Genomic DNA, 16,962 nt, shown 5'->3' with positions numbered 1-16,962 from the left:
GTAGTGCCTCTCTTTTGTTGGATTTGTAGAGAAAGCGAAAACACTGATTAGCTTGTTTGGGAACAGGACGTGTGTGGGAGCTGGCCAGCTCCCACACACAGTTTTTTTAGAACGCCCAGTCGAGGCTCAACCCCACCCCGTGCACCTTGTCCTTGCTTGCGAGCAAACCGTTGTAGTCAAAGTTCAGCCGTGCGTCTTTGCTCAACGCCAGGCTCACCCGTGCACCGACCAACGCCGCATCACGCACCATCGGCGCACTTTCCACCGCAAACGACGGCCCGCCCGAGGCAAACGCCAGGTGCTGCTCCGAATCGGTGCTGCTCAGGTTGTGCTGCCAGCCCAGGGTGCCGGACACTTCAAGCTGCTGATGGTCATTCACATTGAAGGTTTTCAGGGCGCGCACACCCAAGGTGCTCAGCACCACATCGCGGGTATCGTCGTGGCCTTTGAGCGCGGCAGCATCACCCTTCTCGGTGAAACCATCGGTGTTCAGGTGCACGTAAGCCAGGTTGGCGAACGGTTCCAGTGCCAGCGGTTGCAGGTTCACGCGGTACGCCGCTTCACCAAACACCTGAGTGCTGGTCGCGTCGACTTTGGCTTTCTGCTTGCCGGCGACGTTGCCGTATTGCAGGTCACGTTTTACGTCAGCGCGGTGCCAGCTGTAGGTCGCGCCACCACTCAAACGCAAGGCGCCGATTTCATGGCCGGCGTACGCGCCAAAGTGGTAGCTGTCCACCGAGGCGCGGCTGTGGGTGTCACTGCCCATGTTCAGCGACGTATCGCTGTAACCCGCCACGAGACCAATGCGCGTTGACTCGTCGAGCGCACCGTCCACACCCGCGAGCATGCCGCCGATGGACGTGGTGTAGCCCGCCGTGTCGCTGCGGCTATCGGTCTTGCCCCAGGCGCCCAACGCCTTGACCCAGACGTTGCCACGGCTGTCGACAGTTTGGCTGCTCGCGCCCATCTCGCCATTGCGCAGGCGCTCGCCCACGGCTTCACGCACGTAGCGGCTGTCGTTGACCAGCGCGCTTTCCAGCGCCGGGTAAACTTCACCGGAGAGTTGCTGGAAGGCCCCTTGTGCCGAGGCCGCCGTCGGCGCCAGCAGCAGGCTTTCATACACCGCGTTACCTGCGCCCAACTGGTCGGCAGCCGCTGCCACGGCACGCTGGTTTGGCGTGGTGGCCACACTGGCAAAGCTGTTGGTACGCACCACATCCAGCTGCACGCCGGTCGGCGCGTAGTTCAACGTGCCCCCCACAAACAGGTAGTTCGGCACCACCGCCGCAAAGCTGCCGGTCACCCCGCCCGCTGCTTGCAGGATGCTGTACTGACGACCGATCAGGCTCTGCGCCTGGGCATTGGTCAACAGCGTCGGGCTGTTTTCCAGGGCCAGGGTCACGGTGCCGCCGTTGAGCGTGGCGGTTCCGCCCGCGACGATGCGGTCGCTGCTTGTCGGCGACAATTCCACCGCGTAGGTCGAGCCCGCGTCGAAGGTGACGTTGCCCGCCACATTCAGCGTGCCGATGGAGTTGCCCGGCGCCACGGTGCCGCCGCTTTTCGCGCTCAGTGAACCGATGCGCCCGGAGCCGCCCAGCACGCCACTCTGGCTGACGGTAACGTCGGAGGTGAGCGACCCGTTAATCGCCAGCAAGCCCTGGTTGACCAGGGTCGGACCGCTGTAGGTGTTGGTGCCGGTCAGCACCAGCGTGCCAATACCTTGCTTGGTCAGGCCGCCGTGCCCGGCGATGTTATTGCTCCACACATCGCGCCCGCAATGCACGTCGGTGCACAGGCGCTGAGTCGGCTTGCCGGCGTCCACCACAGCGCCAACCCCTGGCAAGTCGGCGACAAACTGCCCACTGCCATACGCACCGTCGATGCGGAACTCGGCCGGGATATCTTCAGCGGTGACGAACATTCCCGGCCCGTTGACCGCCTTGCCCAGGTTGATCATGCCCCAGCCGTACAGCGAATCAATGCCCGGCGCGCCGAGGTCGGTGGCAGTGGTTTTGAGCAGCGTGGAGATCTGGTCGCCGCTCATGTACGGGAAGCGCTCCATCAGCACTGCCGCAGCGCCGGCCACATGGGGCGCGGCCATGGACGTGCCGTTCTTGTTGGCCCAGTCATTGGTGAGGTTGTTCAGGTCGGTGCCGTTGATGATCGAGCTGAAGATTTTGGTGCCCGGCGCCGACACGCAAAAGCTTGCCGCATAACCACAGCGCGTAGAGAACGTGCTGATCACGTAGGGATCAGGGCTCGCGGTGTTCGGGTTTTGCTGCAAGGCTGCGACCGACAGCCAGTTCGGCGCGATCTCCGGCACAAAGTACGCCAGGCCCGACATCGCATCCGGGTTGTTCAGGTTGTAGTCGTTGCCCGCCGCAAAAATGGTCAGCACGCCACTGCGCGCCGCATCGATTGCCCCCTGATAAGCACCGCCGGCGAGGGTGCCGAGGAGCGGCCGGATGACGTTGAACTGGGCCTGTGCTTCATTCACCGTGAAGTTCGGAAAGGCCGGATCGCGACCGCCCTTGGCATACTGATCGCCGATGCCGATGCCCCAGCTGTTGTTGATAATCCGCGCGCCGTTGGCGACCAGCCCGTCCCAGCCGGCCTTGTACACCGCACCGTCGTTGCCAAGGATGATCCCGTCTTCCGGCCCCGGGTCGCCGTTTTCTGCGGTGATGATTTGCGCGTTGAACGCCACGCCGTGCATCGGCCCGCCATCGCGGTTACCGGCGGCAATACCGCCGACGTGAGTGCCGTGGTTACCCAACTTGCCGTTGGAGTCTTTGGACGGCGTGCCGTCATACCGGAACGCATCGCCCGCCTTCACCGGGATGTACGGGTCGGTGTATTGGCGAATGCCCTCGGTGACCACCGTCACCACTTTGTTTGGGCTGGCGAATTCCGGGTGCTGGGCGTACACCGGCTGGTCGAAGATACCCAGCTTCACGTCCTTGCCGGTGTAGCCGGCAGCGTAGGCGTCGTCTGCATGCACCGCGCCCAGGCCCCAATCGGCCTTGAACTCGTTGCTGCGCCAACTGGCGGCGTCGCCCAGTTTTCCGGTTTCCACATAGGGTGCGGCCTGGGCGGTCCCCAGGCTTGCCAGGCAGCACAGCAGCGCGCCGTATGGCACGCAGCTCAAGGCCTTGAGCGGGTAGCCCGGGCCTGTGTGAGTGGCGATAGTTAACCCTGACTTGCGTTTGTTCACGGTGACCTTCCTTAGTTTTCTTATTGCACTTATTTGAAAATCATCTCGTTCATGATCGTTCCCACGCTCCGCGTGGGAATGCAGCCCAGGACGCTCCGCGTCCAAAGCGTGACGCAGAGCGTCACAAGAGGCATTCCCACGCAGAGCGTGGGAACGATCGTGTTGGATTTAGAACTGCCAGTTCAGGCTCAAGCCCACGCCTTGGGTTTTCTCGCGGCCACCCAACTGGCCGTTGTAATCCAGGTTCACCCGGGTGCTCGGGCTGAGCGCCAGGCTGGCCTGCAGACCCACCAGCGCGGCATCACGCAGCAACGGCGTACTGCGCACCGCAAACGACGGCCCGCCCGCGACAAACCCCAGGTGCTCCTCGGACTCAACAGCGGTCAGGCTGTGCTGCCAGCCCAGCGAGCCGGACAGTTCCAGCCGCTGGTGGTCATTCAAGGGAAGGGTTTTCATCGCCCGTACACCGAGGGTGCCGAGCAGCGCATCACGTCGATCGCTGCCGCGTTCCAGCGCGGCGGCATCGCCTTTTTCGTGGAACGAATCACTGTCCAGGTGCACGTAAGCGAGGTTGGCGAACGGTTCCAGCGCCAGGGGTTGCAGGTGAATGCGGTAAGCGGCCTCGGTAAACAACTGCGCCGTGCGCGCGTCCAGTTTGGCTTTTTGCTTGCCGCTGACTTCGCCGTATTGCAGGTCACGTTTCACGTCGCCGCGATGCCAGCTGTAGGCACCGCCGACGCTGACGCGCCAGTCGCCCAGTTCACGCCCGGCGTACGCGCCGAAGTGGTAGCTGTCGACGGAGGCCGACGAATGCGTGCCGCTGCCCATGTTCAGTGAGCTGTCGCTGTAGCCGGCGACCACACCCACGCGGGTTTGCTCGTCCAGCGCGCCGTCCACACCGGCCAGCAGGCCGCCGATGGAGGTGGTGGAACCTGCCGTCTCGCTGCGGCTGTCGGCCTTGCCCCACGCGCCGAGCGCCTTGAGCCACAGGTTGCTTTCACCGGTGACCGGCACATGACGCAGGCGTTCGCCCACGGCATCGCGCAATTGCAGGCTGTCGTTGATCAGCATCGCGCCAATCGCCGGATAGATTTCACCGGAGAGCTGCTGTAAACCCTGTTGCGCGGTGGCGATGGAATCCGACTGCAGCACGCTTTCGTACACCGGGTTGCCCGCGCCCAATTGCTCGGCGGCGGCTGCGACATTGCGCTGGTTACGATTGGCGGCGACGCTGGCGAAGGCGGTGTCGTTGCGCCCCACATTGAGCTGCACGCCATTGGCCGCGTAGTCGAGCGAGCCGCCGATGAACAGGTAGTCAGGCAGCACTTGCCCGAACTGCCCCTGAATGCCGCCCGCCGCTTGCAGGATGCTGTATTGGCGGCCGATCAGGCTTTGGGCCTGGCTTTGGCTGAGCAAGGTCGGGCTGTTTTCCAGCGCCAGGGTCACGGTGCCACCGCCCAGAACTGCCTTGCCGCCTGCAATAATCCGGTCGCTGCTGGCAGGCGTGAGTTCCACGGCATAAGTGGACCCTGCGCCCAGATTTACATCACCCGCCACCTGCAAGGTGCCCACTGAATTGCCCGGCGCCACGGTGCCGCCGTTGTTCACCGTCAACGCGCCAATACGCCCGGCGCCACCGAGGGTGCCGCTGTTGTTCACGGTCACCGCCGAGGTCAGCGAGCCGTTCACGGCCAATAAGCCGCCGTTAACAGTGGTGGCGCCGCGATAGGTGCTGTCGCCGCTCAACACCAAACTGCCCGCGCCGGATTTGATCAGGCTGCCTTCATACACGCGGCTCGCGCCAGCCAAGTCACGCGCCGTGCCGACGGCGTAATCGGTTTGATCCTGCTGGCTGGCAGCCGCGCCCACGCCGTTTTGCCAACCCTTGTCGATCAGCGTTTGCTGCCACGCGGCGTGCTCGGCGCGGTCTTCTGCCTGGCGCTGAATCAAGGCCTGATCGGTGATGCCATTGCTCCACACATCGCCCTGCCCTGCGGCCAGATTCACGTTCATGGCACCGAGCAATTGCCCCGGCCCGCGCATTGCGCGGCCCAGGTCCGGCACGCCCCAACCAACAATGGCATTCGGCGCCTGAGTGATCGAGCCGTCGAGCTGGGTCGCGGTGGTCAACAGCACCTGCAACGCTTGCTCGTTGGTCATGTACGGGTAGCGCTCCATCACCAGCGCCAGCGCGCCGGTAGCATGGGGCGCCGACATTGAGGTGCCGGATTTCACGCCATAGCCACCGCCAGGAATGGTGCTGTTGATCAGCGCACCGGGGGTGGAAATGCACCAGTACTTGGCGATGCCGCACTTGTTGTATTTCTGGTTATTGGCCTTGTCCAGCCCCGACACGGCGAGCCAGTGGCCCTCCAGCTCCGGCTGAAAATACGGCAGCGCCGAACGCACGCTGGCGTTGGCGTAACCACTGTTGCCGGCGCTGAATACGTTGATTACGCCCGCCTTGGCCACGTCCGCCGCCGCATCCAGCCAGGTGCCTTTGTTGTAATGCTGGGCATAGGCCGCGTGCAGGTCGCCGAGGGTCTGGTAGCTGACATTCGGCGGCTGGCTGCCCCAACTGTTGTTGATCGCACGCACGCCGGAATCCACCAGGGCGCTGTACACCGTCTTGAAGTATTTGGGGTCCGGCGTCGGGCCAAACAGGAAGCTGTCGTTGGCGTTGGTATTGCCCACATAGACTTGCGCGTTGTAGGCCACGCCATGCATGCCCACGCCGTCGCGCGCCGCGCCCATGGTGCCGGTGACGTGGGTGCCGTGGGAGTCGTTGTTGGGGTTCAGTGCTCCGGTGGTGCTGAAAGCGCTGCCATCGACATAAGTGCCAGTGGCGGTGACCGCGTGAAAACGCTCTTTGGAGGCTTCCGGGTGCGTGGGATCAAAGCCCGAATCCAGGGCGCCGATTTTGACACCACTGCCAGTGATGCCGGCGGCGTAGGCTTCATCTGCCTTCATGCGACCCAGGCCCCAGTCACTCTGGAACTCGGCGGAACGCCAGCTGGCGGGGTTACCCGGCTGGCCGGTCTCGGTGTAAGCCGCCTGTGCCGCAACGGACAACAGCAGCAACGAGCCTGCGGTGAAGGGTTTGAAGCGTGGTGAATCGGTGATCATTTAAACCATCCTTATTGTTTTTATACGGGCTCATTTCACCGGGCCGAAAGCCTCATCCACCTTGGCCAGCTCGGTGTCGCGCAAGTTGCCCGCGTAGTAGTGCAATTTGGTCCAGGCCATCAGGTAGTCATAACGCGCCTGCGCCAGGTCGCGGCGGGTGCTGTAAAGCTGCTGCTCGGCGTTCAGCGCATCGAGGTTGACGCGCTCGCCGCCGAGGATGCTTTGCTTGGTCGACACCACCAGCGCTTCGGCGGAGGTCAGGGCTTTTTGGTAGGCGCGCAGCTTGCTCACGCCCGACAGGCAGGCGCTGAATTGGCGACGCAGCTCGATCAGGGTTTCGCGGGTCTTGCCTTCCAGCTCGTACTCGGCCTGTTCCATGCCACGGCTGGCCTGGCGGGTGGAGGCCGAGATACCGCCACCGGCATACAGCGCCATGCTGACTTCGATGCCGATGGTGTTGGTGTCGTAGCGCTGGTTATAGGTGTTGCCGCTGTCCGACTCTTGTTTGCGCGAGCTGGCGTAGGCGGTGATTTTGGGCAGGTGCCCGGAGCGATTGCGCTCGACCTCATACCGCGCTATTTCCACGGCCTGACGCTGGGACGCGAGGGTCGGGTTATTGCTGATCGCCAATTCATGCCAGGTGTCGTAATTGGCCGGGGTCAGGGTGAAGGCGGCAAAGCTCTGGTTCAGCGGCGCGAGGTCGTTGATGTTGACGCTTTGCACGCCGATCAGCGCGCCCAATTCCCGCAAGGACGCATCCTGTTCATCCAGCGCCTGGATCTCTTCGGCGGTGGCCAGTTCATAACGCGATTCGGCCTCCAGAATGTCGGTCCGCGTGCCCTCGCCCTGCTTGAACAGGTGCTGGTTTTGCTGGAATTGCTGCTCGTAAGCCTTCTTCTTGGCGCGGGCGATGTCGATCTGGTCCTGAGCAAACAGCGCCTGGGTGTAATAGCTCAACACCCGCACCAGCAACGCCTGGCTCTTGTCGCGAAAGCTTTCATCGGCAAACAGCGCCTGCGCCACGCCCTTGCGGTAGTTGGCATAGGCTTCGTAATCGAACAGCGGCTGTTGCAGGCTGAAGGTTGAACCGTAGCTGTTGTAATTACGGTCATCCCGATAGCTGCCACCGCGCCCGTCCGGCAGGTGCGCTTCGGAATTGTTGCGGCCCTTGTTGTAGTTGTACGACAGCTTGGGCAGCAACCCGGCGCGGCCGATGGTGCGGTTTTCCAGGCCCGCGTCGCGTTCCTTGATGGCGCCCAGAAACACCGGATCGTTGCGCAAGGCTTGCTCGTACACATCGAATGGGCCCATGGCCGCTTGGGCACTGCCACATGCCAACAGCAGGGAAATGAACACTGACTTCATGCTCATTCCTCGGTCAACGCGGAGCCGGCGCGATCGAGCAGCGGCTTGAACAGGTAATTGAGCAAGGAGCGCTCGCCGGTGCGCACGAACATCTCGGCGGGCATGCCGGGTTTGATCACCAGGCCGTGGAGTTTGGCCAGCGCGTCCTCGCTGACGGTGGTGCGCAGTACGTAATACGGCTGGCCGGTTTTTTCGTCGAGCATCTGGTCGGCGGAAATCAGGCTGACTTCACCCGGCACGCGTGGCGTGCGGCTCTGGTTGAAGGCGGTAAACAGGATATCTACCGGCAAATGTGCGCCGACCTTATCCACCAGGTGCACCGGCAGATGCCCTTCGACTTCCAGGCGTGTGCCCTGGGGCACGATTTCCAGCAGGGTTTCACCGGCACGCACCACGGCGCCTTCGGTGTGCACGCCCAGGTTGACCGCAATACCGTCGGCCGGCGCGTTGATTTCGCTGTGTTGCAGGTCAAAGCCCGCTGAGGTGAGTTGCTGCTCCAGGGTCAGGCTGCGCAGTTGCGCGTCGGCCAGTTGGCTGCGCACTTCCTTCTGATATTCCTCGCCGTGCTGTTGCAACTTCAGGCGTGATTCCAGAATGCCCTGCTCCACTCGGCCGCTCTCGCCAGCGTTCTGCGCCAGGTCTTGTTGCACCTGGGACAGTTGACGCTGGTAATCAAGCAAGCGATTGCGCGGGATATAGCCGTTGTCGGCCAAGGGCTGCAGGTTGGCCAACTGATCACGCAGGGATTGGGCCTGGTTCGACAAATCACTGCGAGCGCGGCGCATGCCGCCCAGTTGCGAGGTGGCGCCTTCGATGTTCGCGCGGATCCCCGCCTGTTCACGGGCAAAAGCTTCGCGGCGGCTGCTGAACAGTTGGCGCTGGCCTTCCAGTACCAGCGCAAGCGCAGGGTCTGGGTTGGCGCTCAACTCGGCGGGAAAGGTGATGCTGGAAAGGTTGTCACGCTCGCTCTGCCAGCGTGCCACGCTGGCCCAGGCCATGCGGTACTGGGCTTGCAGGGACTGCACGTCGGCCTTGTTCTGGGTCTGGTCCAGACGAAACAGCGGCTGGCCTTGCTTTACCAACTCGCCCTCCTTCACCAGAATCCGGCTGACCACGCCGGGGCTGAAGGTTTGTACGGCCTTGCGCTTGCCGGACACCACCACCGTGCCCTGCACCGGGATGCCCTGGTCCAGGGGCGCCAGGCTGGCCCAGAGGAAGAAGCCACCGGCGCCGACGATCGTCAGCAGCCAGCCCATTTTTACGAAAAACCCGGCGTCACGCTGTTCAAAAGTAAGGCTGTTCATGCGCCTGGATTCCTTCCGGCTGAATACTGACGGCTAAGGCTCACGCCAGCCTTTTCTCGAGGGGCTTCTTGTTGCCCGGACAACGCGCGCAGCACTTCCTGGCTTGGCCCGAACGCCTGCAAACGGCCTTCGTTCAGCACCAGCAACTTGTCAGCCTGGGCCAACGCCGAGGAACGGTGGGTGACCAACACCACACTGCTGCCCTGGGCTTTCATCTGCATGATGGCGCTGGCCAGCGCGGCCTCGCCGACGGTGTCGAGGTTGGAGTTGGGTTCATCCAGCACGATCAGGCGCGGCCCGCCATACAGCGCGCGGGCCAGGGCAACCCGTTGTTTCTGGCCGCCCGACAGGCCGCCGCCGTTGTCGCCCAGCACGGTGTCGTAACCTTGAGGCAGGCGCAGGATCAGTTCATGCACGCCAGCTTGTTGCGCCGCCTGCACGACCCGCGCAGGGTCGGCATCACGAAAGCGCGCGATGTTGTCGGCAATGCTGCCGCTGAACAGTTCGATGTCCTGGGGCAGGTAGCCGATATGCGGGCCGAGGTCATCGCGGTCCCAGCGATGGATATCGGCGCCGTCCAGCCGCACGGTACCGCCCAGTGTTGGCCACACGCCCACCAGCACACGGGCCAGGGTTGATTTGCCCGAGCCCGAGGCGCCCAGCACGCCGAGCACTTCGCCCGCGCCGAGGTTGAAGCTCACCTGATGCAACGTCGCCATACGCTTGCCCGGCGGGCCCGCGCTGACTTGCTCGAAACTCACGTGGCCCTGTGGCGCCGGCAATGCCATCTGCTCGGCTTCAGGCGGGAATTCGCGCAGTAATTCGTCAAGCCGCTGGTACGCCAGCTTGGCCGAACTCCACTGCTTCCACACGGCAATCAGTTGGTCGATGGGGCTGAGCACACGGCCCATGAGAATGGAACCGGCAATCATCATCCCGGCGGTCATTTCGCCCTTGATCACCAGAAAGGCACCCAAGCCCAACACCAAAGACTGCAAGCACAGGCGCAGGCTCTTGCTCAGCGATGTGATCACCGAACCGGTGTCACTCGCCGTGTTCTGCAAACCGAGAAATTGCGAATGCACGGCAAACCAGCGTGTGCGCAGCGCGCCAAGCATGCCCATGGCCTGAATGGTCTCGGCGTTGTGCAAGTGGCTGGTGGCCAACTGTGTGGACTGCTGGGAAAAACCGCTGGCCTCGCCCAACGGCTTTTTGGTCAGGTATTCGTTGAGGCATGCCAGTGCGATCAACAGCACCGCCCCCGCCGTCGCCAACACCCCGAGCCACATGTTGAACAGGAAAATCACGAACAAATAGATCGGAAACCACGGCGCATCGAAAAACGCGAACAGCGCCGGGCCGGTGATGAATTGGCGGATATGAGTCAGGTCGCCCAGGGATTGCCCAGCGTGCCCTTGCCCACTTTTCAAATTACGTTCAAAGGCGGCCTTGTACACGCGCAAGTTGAAACGCCGCTCCAACTGGCTGCCGATACGGATCACGATAAAACTGCGAACGACTTCCAGCGTGCCGATAAAGGCAAAGAAGCCCACGACCATCAGCGTCAACATCACCAGGGTGGTTTCATTCTGGGAGGACAGCACACGGTCATACACTTGCAGCATGTAAATGGACGGCACCAGCATCAGCAGGTTAATTAATGCCGTGAAGCAGCCAACACTGATCAAAATGCTCTTGTATTCACCCAACGCCTTGAATAAGGGCGCGACGGCACGGGACTTCGCCATATGTTTTTTTCTTCCTTGAAGCGAATGACGCGCAATAGTTGCCCAAGCCCCTGAATAAGGGACGGCCAACTAATAAATCAAGTTATAAGGTTATAACTGTTAATCAGGGCGTTCGTTGCAGTACAACTTCTGTGCCTGACGGCGTGCGGCCCTTATATTCGCCTTCTTTCTGGCGATTTAAATGGGTAATGCCGCTGCCTTCGGCATTCATCAACCAGATGCCGTCCGGGGTGGGCGACCACGTCAGGGGCTTATCGCCCAGCCATTGTTCGACGCAGGCCACATCGCCGGCCAAGGCGTTTGCCTGCTCCAGCAGGTCGAGCGCGCAGACCTGACCCTGTTGCTTCAACTCCCAGTGCCCGGCCAATTGGGCGGTAGTGGGTAATACGAGACTGCTCGCCATTGCTTGGGCTCCTGCCGACACGAACAACACCTGTGTAACACAGGCGATCAAATGAGAAAAACGCGGCATTTGGGGCTCCATCCCGTAGCGCGGCGCCGGAGCGCCGCGCGTTTTACATTACGCCACGATGTCGCTGACGGCTGCCTGGCCGACGGTAGTGACGAGGAAATCCGCCACGCCGTGACCCGAGAAGTCGACAGCCAAGGTGCCCAGGTTGGTACCCGAGGCATAGCTCAGCACAGCATCGCCGGCATGCCCGGTGAACGCATTGACGAAGGTCAGGCCTGCACCCTTGGTGATACCGGACAGGTCGATCTTGTCCGAACCCGAGGTGAAGTCAAAGATCTTGTCGGCTGCACCCGGCTTGGAGTCGGAGCTGGCACCGTACACGAAGGTGTCGCTGCCGGCGCCGCCCCACAGTTGGTCCGCACCGCCACCGCCGTAGATGAGGTCGTTGCCGGCCCCGCCTTTGATCAGGTTGGCGGCGTTGTTGCCGATGATCAGGTCGTTACCCGCACCCCCGAAGGCGTTCTCGATGGTCACGCCTTTGGCGATGGACACGTTGCCCACCAAGCCGCCAACGTCGGAGAACGAGGTCTCATTGAGGTTGATCTTCTGGTTCTGGGTGAAACCGGAGAAGTCCAGGGTGTCGTTGCCGCCACCGTCCCACACCGAGAACACCAGTTTGTCGGCGTTGGAGGTGGCGCTGAGGAAATCACGCCCGGTGTTGGAGTTGAACCCGTAGGTGGTGTCGCTGGCGCGGGTGGCGTAGTTGGCACCGTAGAGCTTCTGGATCGCGGCAATGTCGTCGATCAGCGGGCCGGAAGCGTAAGCCTCAACCCCGCCTTTGCTGAAGTTCTGGTTGGTGTTGCTCTCGCTCCAGTAGCTCATGAGGCTGTAGCCGCGCGTGTCCTGTCCATAGGTCGCGTCGTTGTAGGTTGGGTTGCCATTCCCGGCGTTGTAGTCGCCAGGGTGAGCCAGGCCCAGGGTGTGGCCGATTTCGTGGGTCAGGGTCTGGCGGCCATAGTTGTTCAGGTCCGGGGTTTTGTTCGGCGTGTAGCTGTTGTTGGTCAGGTACCACGACGTGCCGTCGTAGCCTGCACCGGTGCCGGGCAGGTAGGCGAAGGCCGCCGCGCCGTCCTGGCCACTGCTGTAGTTGCCGAAGGTCATGTGCCCGTCACCGCCGGTGGCCTTTTCGGTAAAGGTCACTTTGGCGACATCCGCCCAGGATTGCATGGCCAGCGCGGCCTGTGCTTTCTGCTGGGTGTTGAACTGGCTGAACCCGGAGATGCCATGTTTGTTCATGGTGGCCGAGGACGCCGAGGTCAGGAAGGTGTAGGTCAGATCGATCTTGCCGTTGCCATCAGCGTCCCGAAACGCGGCGCCATCACGCAGCAGCTGGGTCGCTGCCTGGTCCACGGTGTAGGACGGCTTGCCATTGACCGTGAGGTTACCGCCACGGTCGTACAGATGGCTGAAGCTATCGATTTGCGAGTAAGCAGTGCTGGCTTGCGCAGCAGAAACAATAGCTTTGTCTTTTACTTTTGACATAAACGTACTTCCTTGTTTGCAAGTGCATCAGTCTTTGATCGATAGGAACCTCGCGGGCGAGATCGTCCTATCACTCGCCTCTTTTGAAGGCGTATCGAAACTGACACAACTTGAAATCTTTCGTCTACACATATTTCCGTGCTGAAAATGTGACGTGGATTCAACTTGAGGAAGTCGCGCGCAATGTTTATTGGGGGTAACTGGTTTTGGTCGAAAGAATTCTGCGCACTGATATTTAAATATTAAATAGCGCTGAAGCCGCCGTTGTTGGGCGGCGCACTTAGATAATGGATCCAATGTATTGTCACGGTGTCATTGGCAACATTAAAGAGCCACTATTTACACTAGTTATTAAACTTGACCCCTATTTCCGGGACATAGTCCTATCTGATTTGGGGTATGCAACAACGGTGCAAAGCGGGGTTGTTGTGGCAAACAGGCTTCTTGTGGCAGACGGGCTTGTTGTGGCAAGTGGATCTGTTGTGGTGAGCGGCTTGTTGTGGCGAACGGGCTTGTTGTGGCGAGCGGGCTTGCCCCGCGTTGGGGCGCGAAGCGGCCCTGAAACCAGGCGATGGAGTACAACCTGATACACCGCGTTCAGTCTGATTGGGGCTGCTTCGCAGCCCAACGCGGGGCAAGCCCGCTCGCCACAACAAGGCCGCTGGCCACAACAAGCTCACTTGCCATAAAAAGCTCACTCGCCACAGCAACTCAGCTCCCACATGAGTTCGGTGTTACGCCTATCTGCCGGTCCGAATGGTGTTCCACACCCGCGTGCGAATACGGTCGACATTCAACGGCATCGCCTCCAGTGCAAACAGCTTGCCCATCATTTCCGGGCTCGGGCCCCCCAGGCTGTCGGCTGCGCTGTTGCCGTTGGCGTAGTGCACGTAGGGCGCATTGTCTGGGTCGGCTGTTCGTGCACCAGCAATGCGTATTCATTAACTCGCCAGATCAGCCCGTCACGCACATGGCCTTTTGCCTGAATTTGCTCAGGATATGACTCACATCAAGGCACTGGAAAAGAACCGCCCAACGGAGCGAAAAAACCCACCGCTGGCGCAGGATCGGGTGCTATTTTGAACTTTGTCGACGCCATGACCAGTGAAGGTCTGGCCCTGCCGCGAGCCAAAGGAAGCGCTCAATGAAACAGGTGGGCAACATGAATAAAGTCACATTTCCCAACGCTTGCCAGCTGATGCGCTGGCATTTTCATCCGATGGGCTTCGAGGGGAGTATGGACGCCCCCGGCAGCATGGTTGCCCGCCTGTTTGACCGCGCCAGCGGCGAGACGCTGATTGCCATCGCCGGCATCCCTTGCGCCACCGTGATGAACGCCGCCGATGTAGAGCGGATCATCGAGGCGGTGGAAGATGAGCTGGAGTGTTTTGTGCCGCCGCTGTCGTTGCGGGCCTAATTGCAAATTAGTCTGGCAACAACTCTCTAAATGTGGGAGCGGGCTTGTGTGGGAGCTGGCTTGCCTGCGATGCAGGCACCTCGGTGTATCAGCCTCACCCGGTTGATGCTATCGCAGGCAAGCCAGCTCCCACACAACGCCGCTCCCACAGGGGTACTGCGTTCGCTTTCTAGCGGCGCCGATCGTCGAAGAACGGCTTCTTGCCATCGACCCGCTCCGACGCCCTGGGCACATTCACGCCCTGACCTTCCGGCTTTTCCACATACCAATAGCAATGGCTCACGGCCCGGGTTATCCCGACGTAGGCCAGGCGCAGCACTTCGTCTTTTTGGGCCGTGTCGTACGGTTCGCTGTCGCCGCTGTTGCCCAGGCCAGCCATGCGGTAGGCCTGGTTCTTGTAAGGCGAGCTGGTGAGGTGCTGACAATCGCCCAGCAGAAAAACCGCGTCCGCCTGCAGACCCTTGGCACTGTGATACGTCAGTTGTTTCAACCTGCGGGACTGTGGCGGCAAGCTGGAATCCACATTAACTACTGACTGTATATGCTCTTGGATCAACAGCTTATCGCTACTTTTTCGATACAGCATTAACACCGAATCACCCTTCTGATAGTGCTCCAGCAGTTGGCGACCCAGCGCGGCATCGTCCCGCTCAAGTACCGTAACCGGCACCAACGCCTTGGGTACTCCACTGGCCTTGGCCTTCTTGCCGGTAATCGCCGGGGCCGCGCGCACGATATGTTCGGCGGCGTCAATGATGTGCTGGTGACTGCGGTAGTTCTCGCTCAGCATCACGCGTGTGGTGCTCGGCGACACGAACTCCTTGTTGAATTCCATGAAGTACTTGGGCGAACTGCCGCGCCAACCGTAAATCGACTGCCAGTCGTCCCCCACGCACAGCAGGGATGACCGCTGCGCACCTCGGCCCACGTGCATCGCCGGGCCACGGCTGCGGATTTCACGCAGGCTGGCGCGAACCCACGAGACGATCTGCGGCGAGACGTCCTGGAATTCATCGATCATCAAGTGCGACATTGGCCGCAGCAACGGGTCGCTGAGCAGCTTGAGGTTTTCCGGGGTGTTTTCGCCGAACAGCGAGAACATTCGGTTGTAGGTCATGACCGGCGGCGACTGGTCGAGCAAATGGTCCTCCAGCGCCTTCCAGAAAATACTCAAGGCTTCAAAGTAGTAGCGGTCCGGGTCGTCCTTGGCGAAGCTCATTTGGCCAACAGCCGTCGGCACATCCAGCCCGAGGTTTTCGATAAACCCCGCAGCCATCACGAAACTGTCCAGCAACGGCGCCGACGTCAGTTCGCCTTTAACCTTGTAATCAAAGCCAGGCCCGGCAGCGGCCTCGCCCGCCAGGCTGCTTAAAAGACGTTTTGATGACTCGTAACTATCTATCCATATCAATGGCTTACGACAGAAAGCTTGAAACAGGGTGCGCTTGACCGCCCATTCTGCGCGCACCGACAGTTTCGAGTTCGGCCGACTGATCTGGGGGTTTTCCCGAGGGTCGAAGCCCAGGACCACCCAGGCATCCAGTTCAGGGACATAGCCATGGCAGTGAAACTGCGCGCCGTTGATTTCGAAGGTCTGGCGGCTGGGCTCAATGCCCTTGATCGGCCAGGCACCGGCGCGCAACCACAGGTCTTCGATCACATCGCACAGTTCTTCGTCGCGCTTGGCGGCCAGTTCGGTCACTGCGATGCGCTTCTGTACGTCCGGATGGTCGCGTTCCAACTCCTTGAGTTGCAGGCCATGGCGGGCCAGAGGCGTGATCAGTTCGCGAAAACGCGCATGGCGACCATGCAGCCGGTGATAGCAGGCGTTCATGAGTTGGCGCTGAGCATCGCTGATGCGCAGGTCGAACGGGTTGCTGTCCGCGTCTTCCACACCGCTGCCGAGGTTTTCAAAGGCTTGCAGCCGCTCGAACCCAGGCAGGCTACGCACCATGGGCAGAATGCGTGAGTGAAAGGTACGCACCACGGCTTGGGCTTCTTTGAAACCAAGGGGTTGGCCCCACAGGCCGAGAATCTTCATGAGCTTGTTGATGAAGTCTTTGCGCGACTCGCGGGTGAAGGTCACCACGGTCATCGAGCTGAGTTCAAAGCCCAGGTAATGGGTCAGCAGCAGGATACGCAGCACCAGCGAGGTCGATTTACCGGCACCGGCGCCGGCAATGACTGAGGTCGAAGGCGTGTCGCTGAAGATCATCTTCCATTGCGCGGCGCTGGGCTGGGCATGGGCTGGCAGCAAACGCGCCACGTCAGCCTTCATGCGCTTTTTCACGTCGGCGCTCAGCGGCAGGCGCCAATCATCGAACAGGCTGTCATCCACCCCCGGCGCGCGGTGCTCGTCCGGGCGGAAGTCGCGGATCAGCAACACCTGCCGGCCTTCCTCGATGCCGTCAGCCTTGCCCTCTTGATAGCCATACTCAACGCCTGCTTCGTGCCCGCTGCGAAAGCCGTCAGCCTGACCATGCAACCAGGAAAACCGGTGCTGGGCGCGCAAACGCGTCAGACCGTGGCCAAACAGGCGAGCGGCCAGCCGTTTTAACAGCGGCATTTCTGCCAGTGGGCGCAATTCGGGAGGCAGTTCAGAGTTGTGTTGCGACACGCGGACTCCAGCGATGAGGATGGTTTTGGCGAATGCGCCATGGTCGCCGGAATCGACGCCAAGTTCCAGCCAATTACTTTCGCGTCATACAGTTAGGCGATGAAGTGAAAGTCAAAACGCTACTTACCAATCGAATTACTGGATAGTAACCCGGCATTTTTTACGCTTTTTATCGATCTTGCACTGCTGGATCATGGTCACCATCCACAGGAGACGA

9 protein-coding genes and 2 pseudogenes are annotated in these 16,962 nt (G+C 61.2%); 1 reads left to right on the top strand and 10 read right to left on the bottom strand.

Translation table 11 applies throughout. The features are described from left to right. Nucleotides 1-106: 106 nt before the first annotated feature. From Q7C20_RS00240 to Q7C20_RS00200, 9 genes and pseudogenes are all read right to left on the bottom strand, one after another. The gene (locus tag Q7C20_RS00240; RefSeq protein ID WP_375064293.1) at nt 107-3,214 is read right to left on the bottom strand and encodes an autotransporter domain-containing protein; all 3,108 of its coding nucleotides are present in this window, start codon (nt 3,212-3,214) and stop codon (nt 107-109) included. Nucleotides 3,215-3,382: 168 nt separating this feature from the next. Continuing rightward, entirely contained in the window at nt 3,383-6,340 is a 2,958-nt protein-coding gene (locus tag Q7C20_RS00235) for an autotransporter domain-containing protein (protein WP_375064291.1), read from the bottom strand. A gap of 30 nt (nt 6,341-6,370) precedes the next feature. Beyond that, nucleotides 6,371-7,705, bottom strand: a complete 1,335-nt coding sequence (locus Q7C20_RS00230; RefSeq protein ID WP_375064289.1) for a TolC family outer membrane protein — start codon at nt 7,703-7,705, stop codon at nt 6,371-6,373. A gap of 2 nt (nt 7,706-7,707) precedes the next feature. Beyond that, nucleotides 7,708-9,009 (bottom strand): HlyD family type I secretion periplasmic adaptor subunit, encoded by a 1,302-nt coding sequence (locus Q7C20_RS00225; RefSeq protein ID WP_375064287.1) that lies wholly within the window; start codon nt 9,007-9,009, stop codon nt 7,708-7,710. Next, on the bottom strand, nt 9,006-10,757 hold the full coding sequence (locus tag Q7C20_RS00220) for a type I secretion system permease/ATPase (protein WP_375064285.1): 1,752 nt from the start codon (nt 10,755-10,757) through the stop codon (nt 9,006-9,008). The genes Q7C20_RS00225 and Q7C20_RS00220 overlap by 4 nt, the downstream gene beginning before the upstream one ends. A 103-nt stretch (nt 10,758-10,860) precedes the next feature. Beyond that, entirely contained in the window at nt 10,861-11,229 is a 369-nt protein-coding gene (locus Q7C20_RS00215) for a protease inhibitor Inh/omp19 family protein (protein ID WP_348057148.1), read from the bottom strand. 48 nt (nt 11,230-11,277) lie between these two features. Then, complete coding sequence (locus Q7C20_RS00210) at nt 11,278-12,711, bottom strand: serralysin family metalloprotease (protein WP_375064283.1); 1,434 nt, start codon at nt 12,709-12,711, stop codon at nt 11,278-11,280. Between the two features lie 740 nt (nt 12,712-13,451). Then, nucleotides 13,452-13,604: pseudogene (locus Q7C20_RS00205) on the bottom strand (spermidine/putrescine ABC transporter substrate-binding protein PotF); the annotation flags it as partial. Then, a pseudogene (locus Q7C20_RS00200) lies at nt 13,601-13,681 on the bottom strand (DUF4440 domain-containing protein); the annotation flags it as partial. The pseudogenes Q7C20_RS00205 and Q7C20_RS00200, both read right to left, overlap by 4 nt. A gap of 174 nt (nt 13,682-13,855) precedes the next feature. On the opposite strand from Q7C20_RS00200, the gene Q7C20_RS00195 reads away from it, so the two are divergent. After that, nucleotides 13,856-14,128, top strand: coding sequence for a DUF1652 domain-containing protein (locus Q7C20_RS00195; protein WP_078742337.1), 273 nt, complete (start codon nt 13,856-13,858; stop codon nt 14,126-14,128). Nucleotides 14,129-14,297: 169 nt separating this feature from the next. Here the strand turns inward: Q7C20_RS00195 and Q7C20_RS00190 are convergent, their stop codons facing one another. Beyond that, nucleotides 14,298-16,694, bottom strand: coding sequence for a UvrD-helicase domain-containing protein (locus tag Q7C20_RS00190; RefSeq protein ID WP_375064833.1), 2,397 nt, complete (start codon nt 16,692-16,694; stop codon nt 14,298-14,300). Nucleotides 16,695-16,962: the final 268 nt, after the last annotated feature.

The sequence above is a fragment of the Pseudomonas sp. AMR01 genome, assembly GCF_041946035.1.
In the GTDB taxonomy this organism is placed as follows: domain Bacteria; phylum Pseudomonadota; class Gammaproteobacteria; order Pseudomonadales; family Pseudomonadaceae; genus Aquipseudomonas; species Aquipseudomonas antarctica_B.
The sequence above is the reverse complement of the archived record's forward strand: the minus strand, read 5'-3'. Positions and strand labels throughout refer to the sequence as shown.

What these genes read in the sequence shown, in the direction of transcription:
- Q7C20_RS00235 (WP_375064291.1), bottom strand. Translation starts at nt 6,340, where the DNA reads ATGATCACCGATTCACCACGCTTCAAACCCTTCACCGCAGGCTCGTTG.
- Q7C20_RS00230 (WP_375064289.1), bottom strand. Translation starts at nt 7,705, where the DNA reads ATGAAGTCAGTGTTCATTTCCCTGCTGTTGGCATGTGGCAGTGCCCAA.
- Q7C20_RS00225 (WP_375064287.1), bottom strand. Translation starts at nt 9,009, where the DNA reads ATGAACAGCCTTACTTTTGAACAGCGTGACGCCGGGTTTTTCGTAAAA.
- Q7C20_RS00220 (WP_375064285.1), bottom strand. Translation starts at nt 10,757, where the DNA reads ATGGCGAAGTCCCGTGCCGTCGCGCCCTTATTCAAGGCGTTGGGTGAA.
- Q7C20_RS00215 (WP_348057148.1), bottom strand. Translation starts at nt 11,229, where the DNA reads ATGCCGCGTTTTTCTCATTTGATCGCCTGTGTTACACAGGTGTTGTTC.
- Q7C20_RS00210 (WP_375064283.1), bottom strand. Translation starts at nt 12,711, where the DNA reads ATGTCAAAAGTAAAAGACAAAGCTATTGTTTCTGCTGCGCAAGCCAGC.
- Q7C20_RS00195 (WP_078742337.1), top strand. Translation starts at nt 13,856, where the DNA reads ATGAAACAGGTGGGCAACATGAATAAAGTCACATTTCCCAACGCTTGC.
- Q7C20_RS00190 (WP_375064833.1), bottom strand. Translation starts at nt 16,694, where the DNA reads ATGCCGCTGTTAAAACGGCTGGCCGCTCGCCTGTTTGGCCACGGTCTG.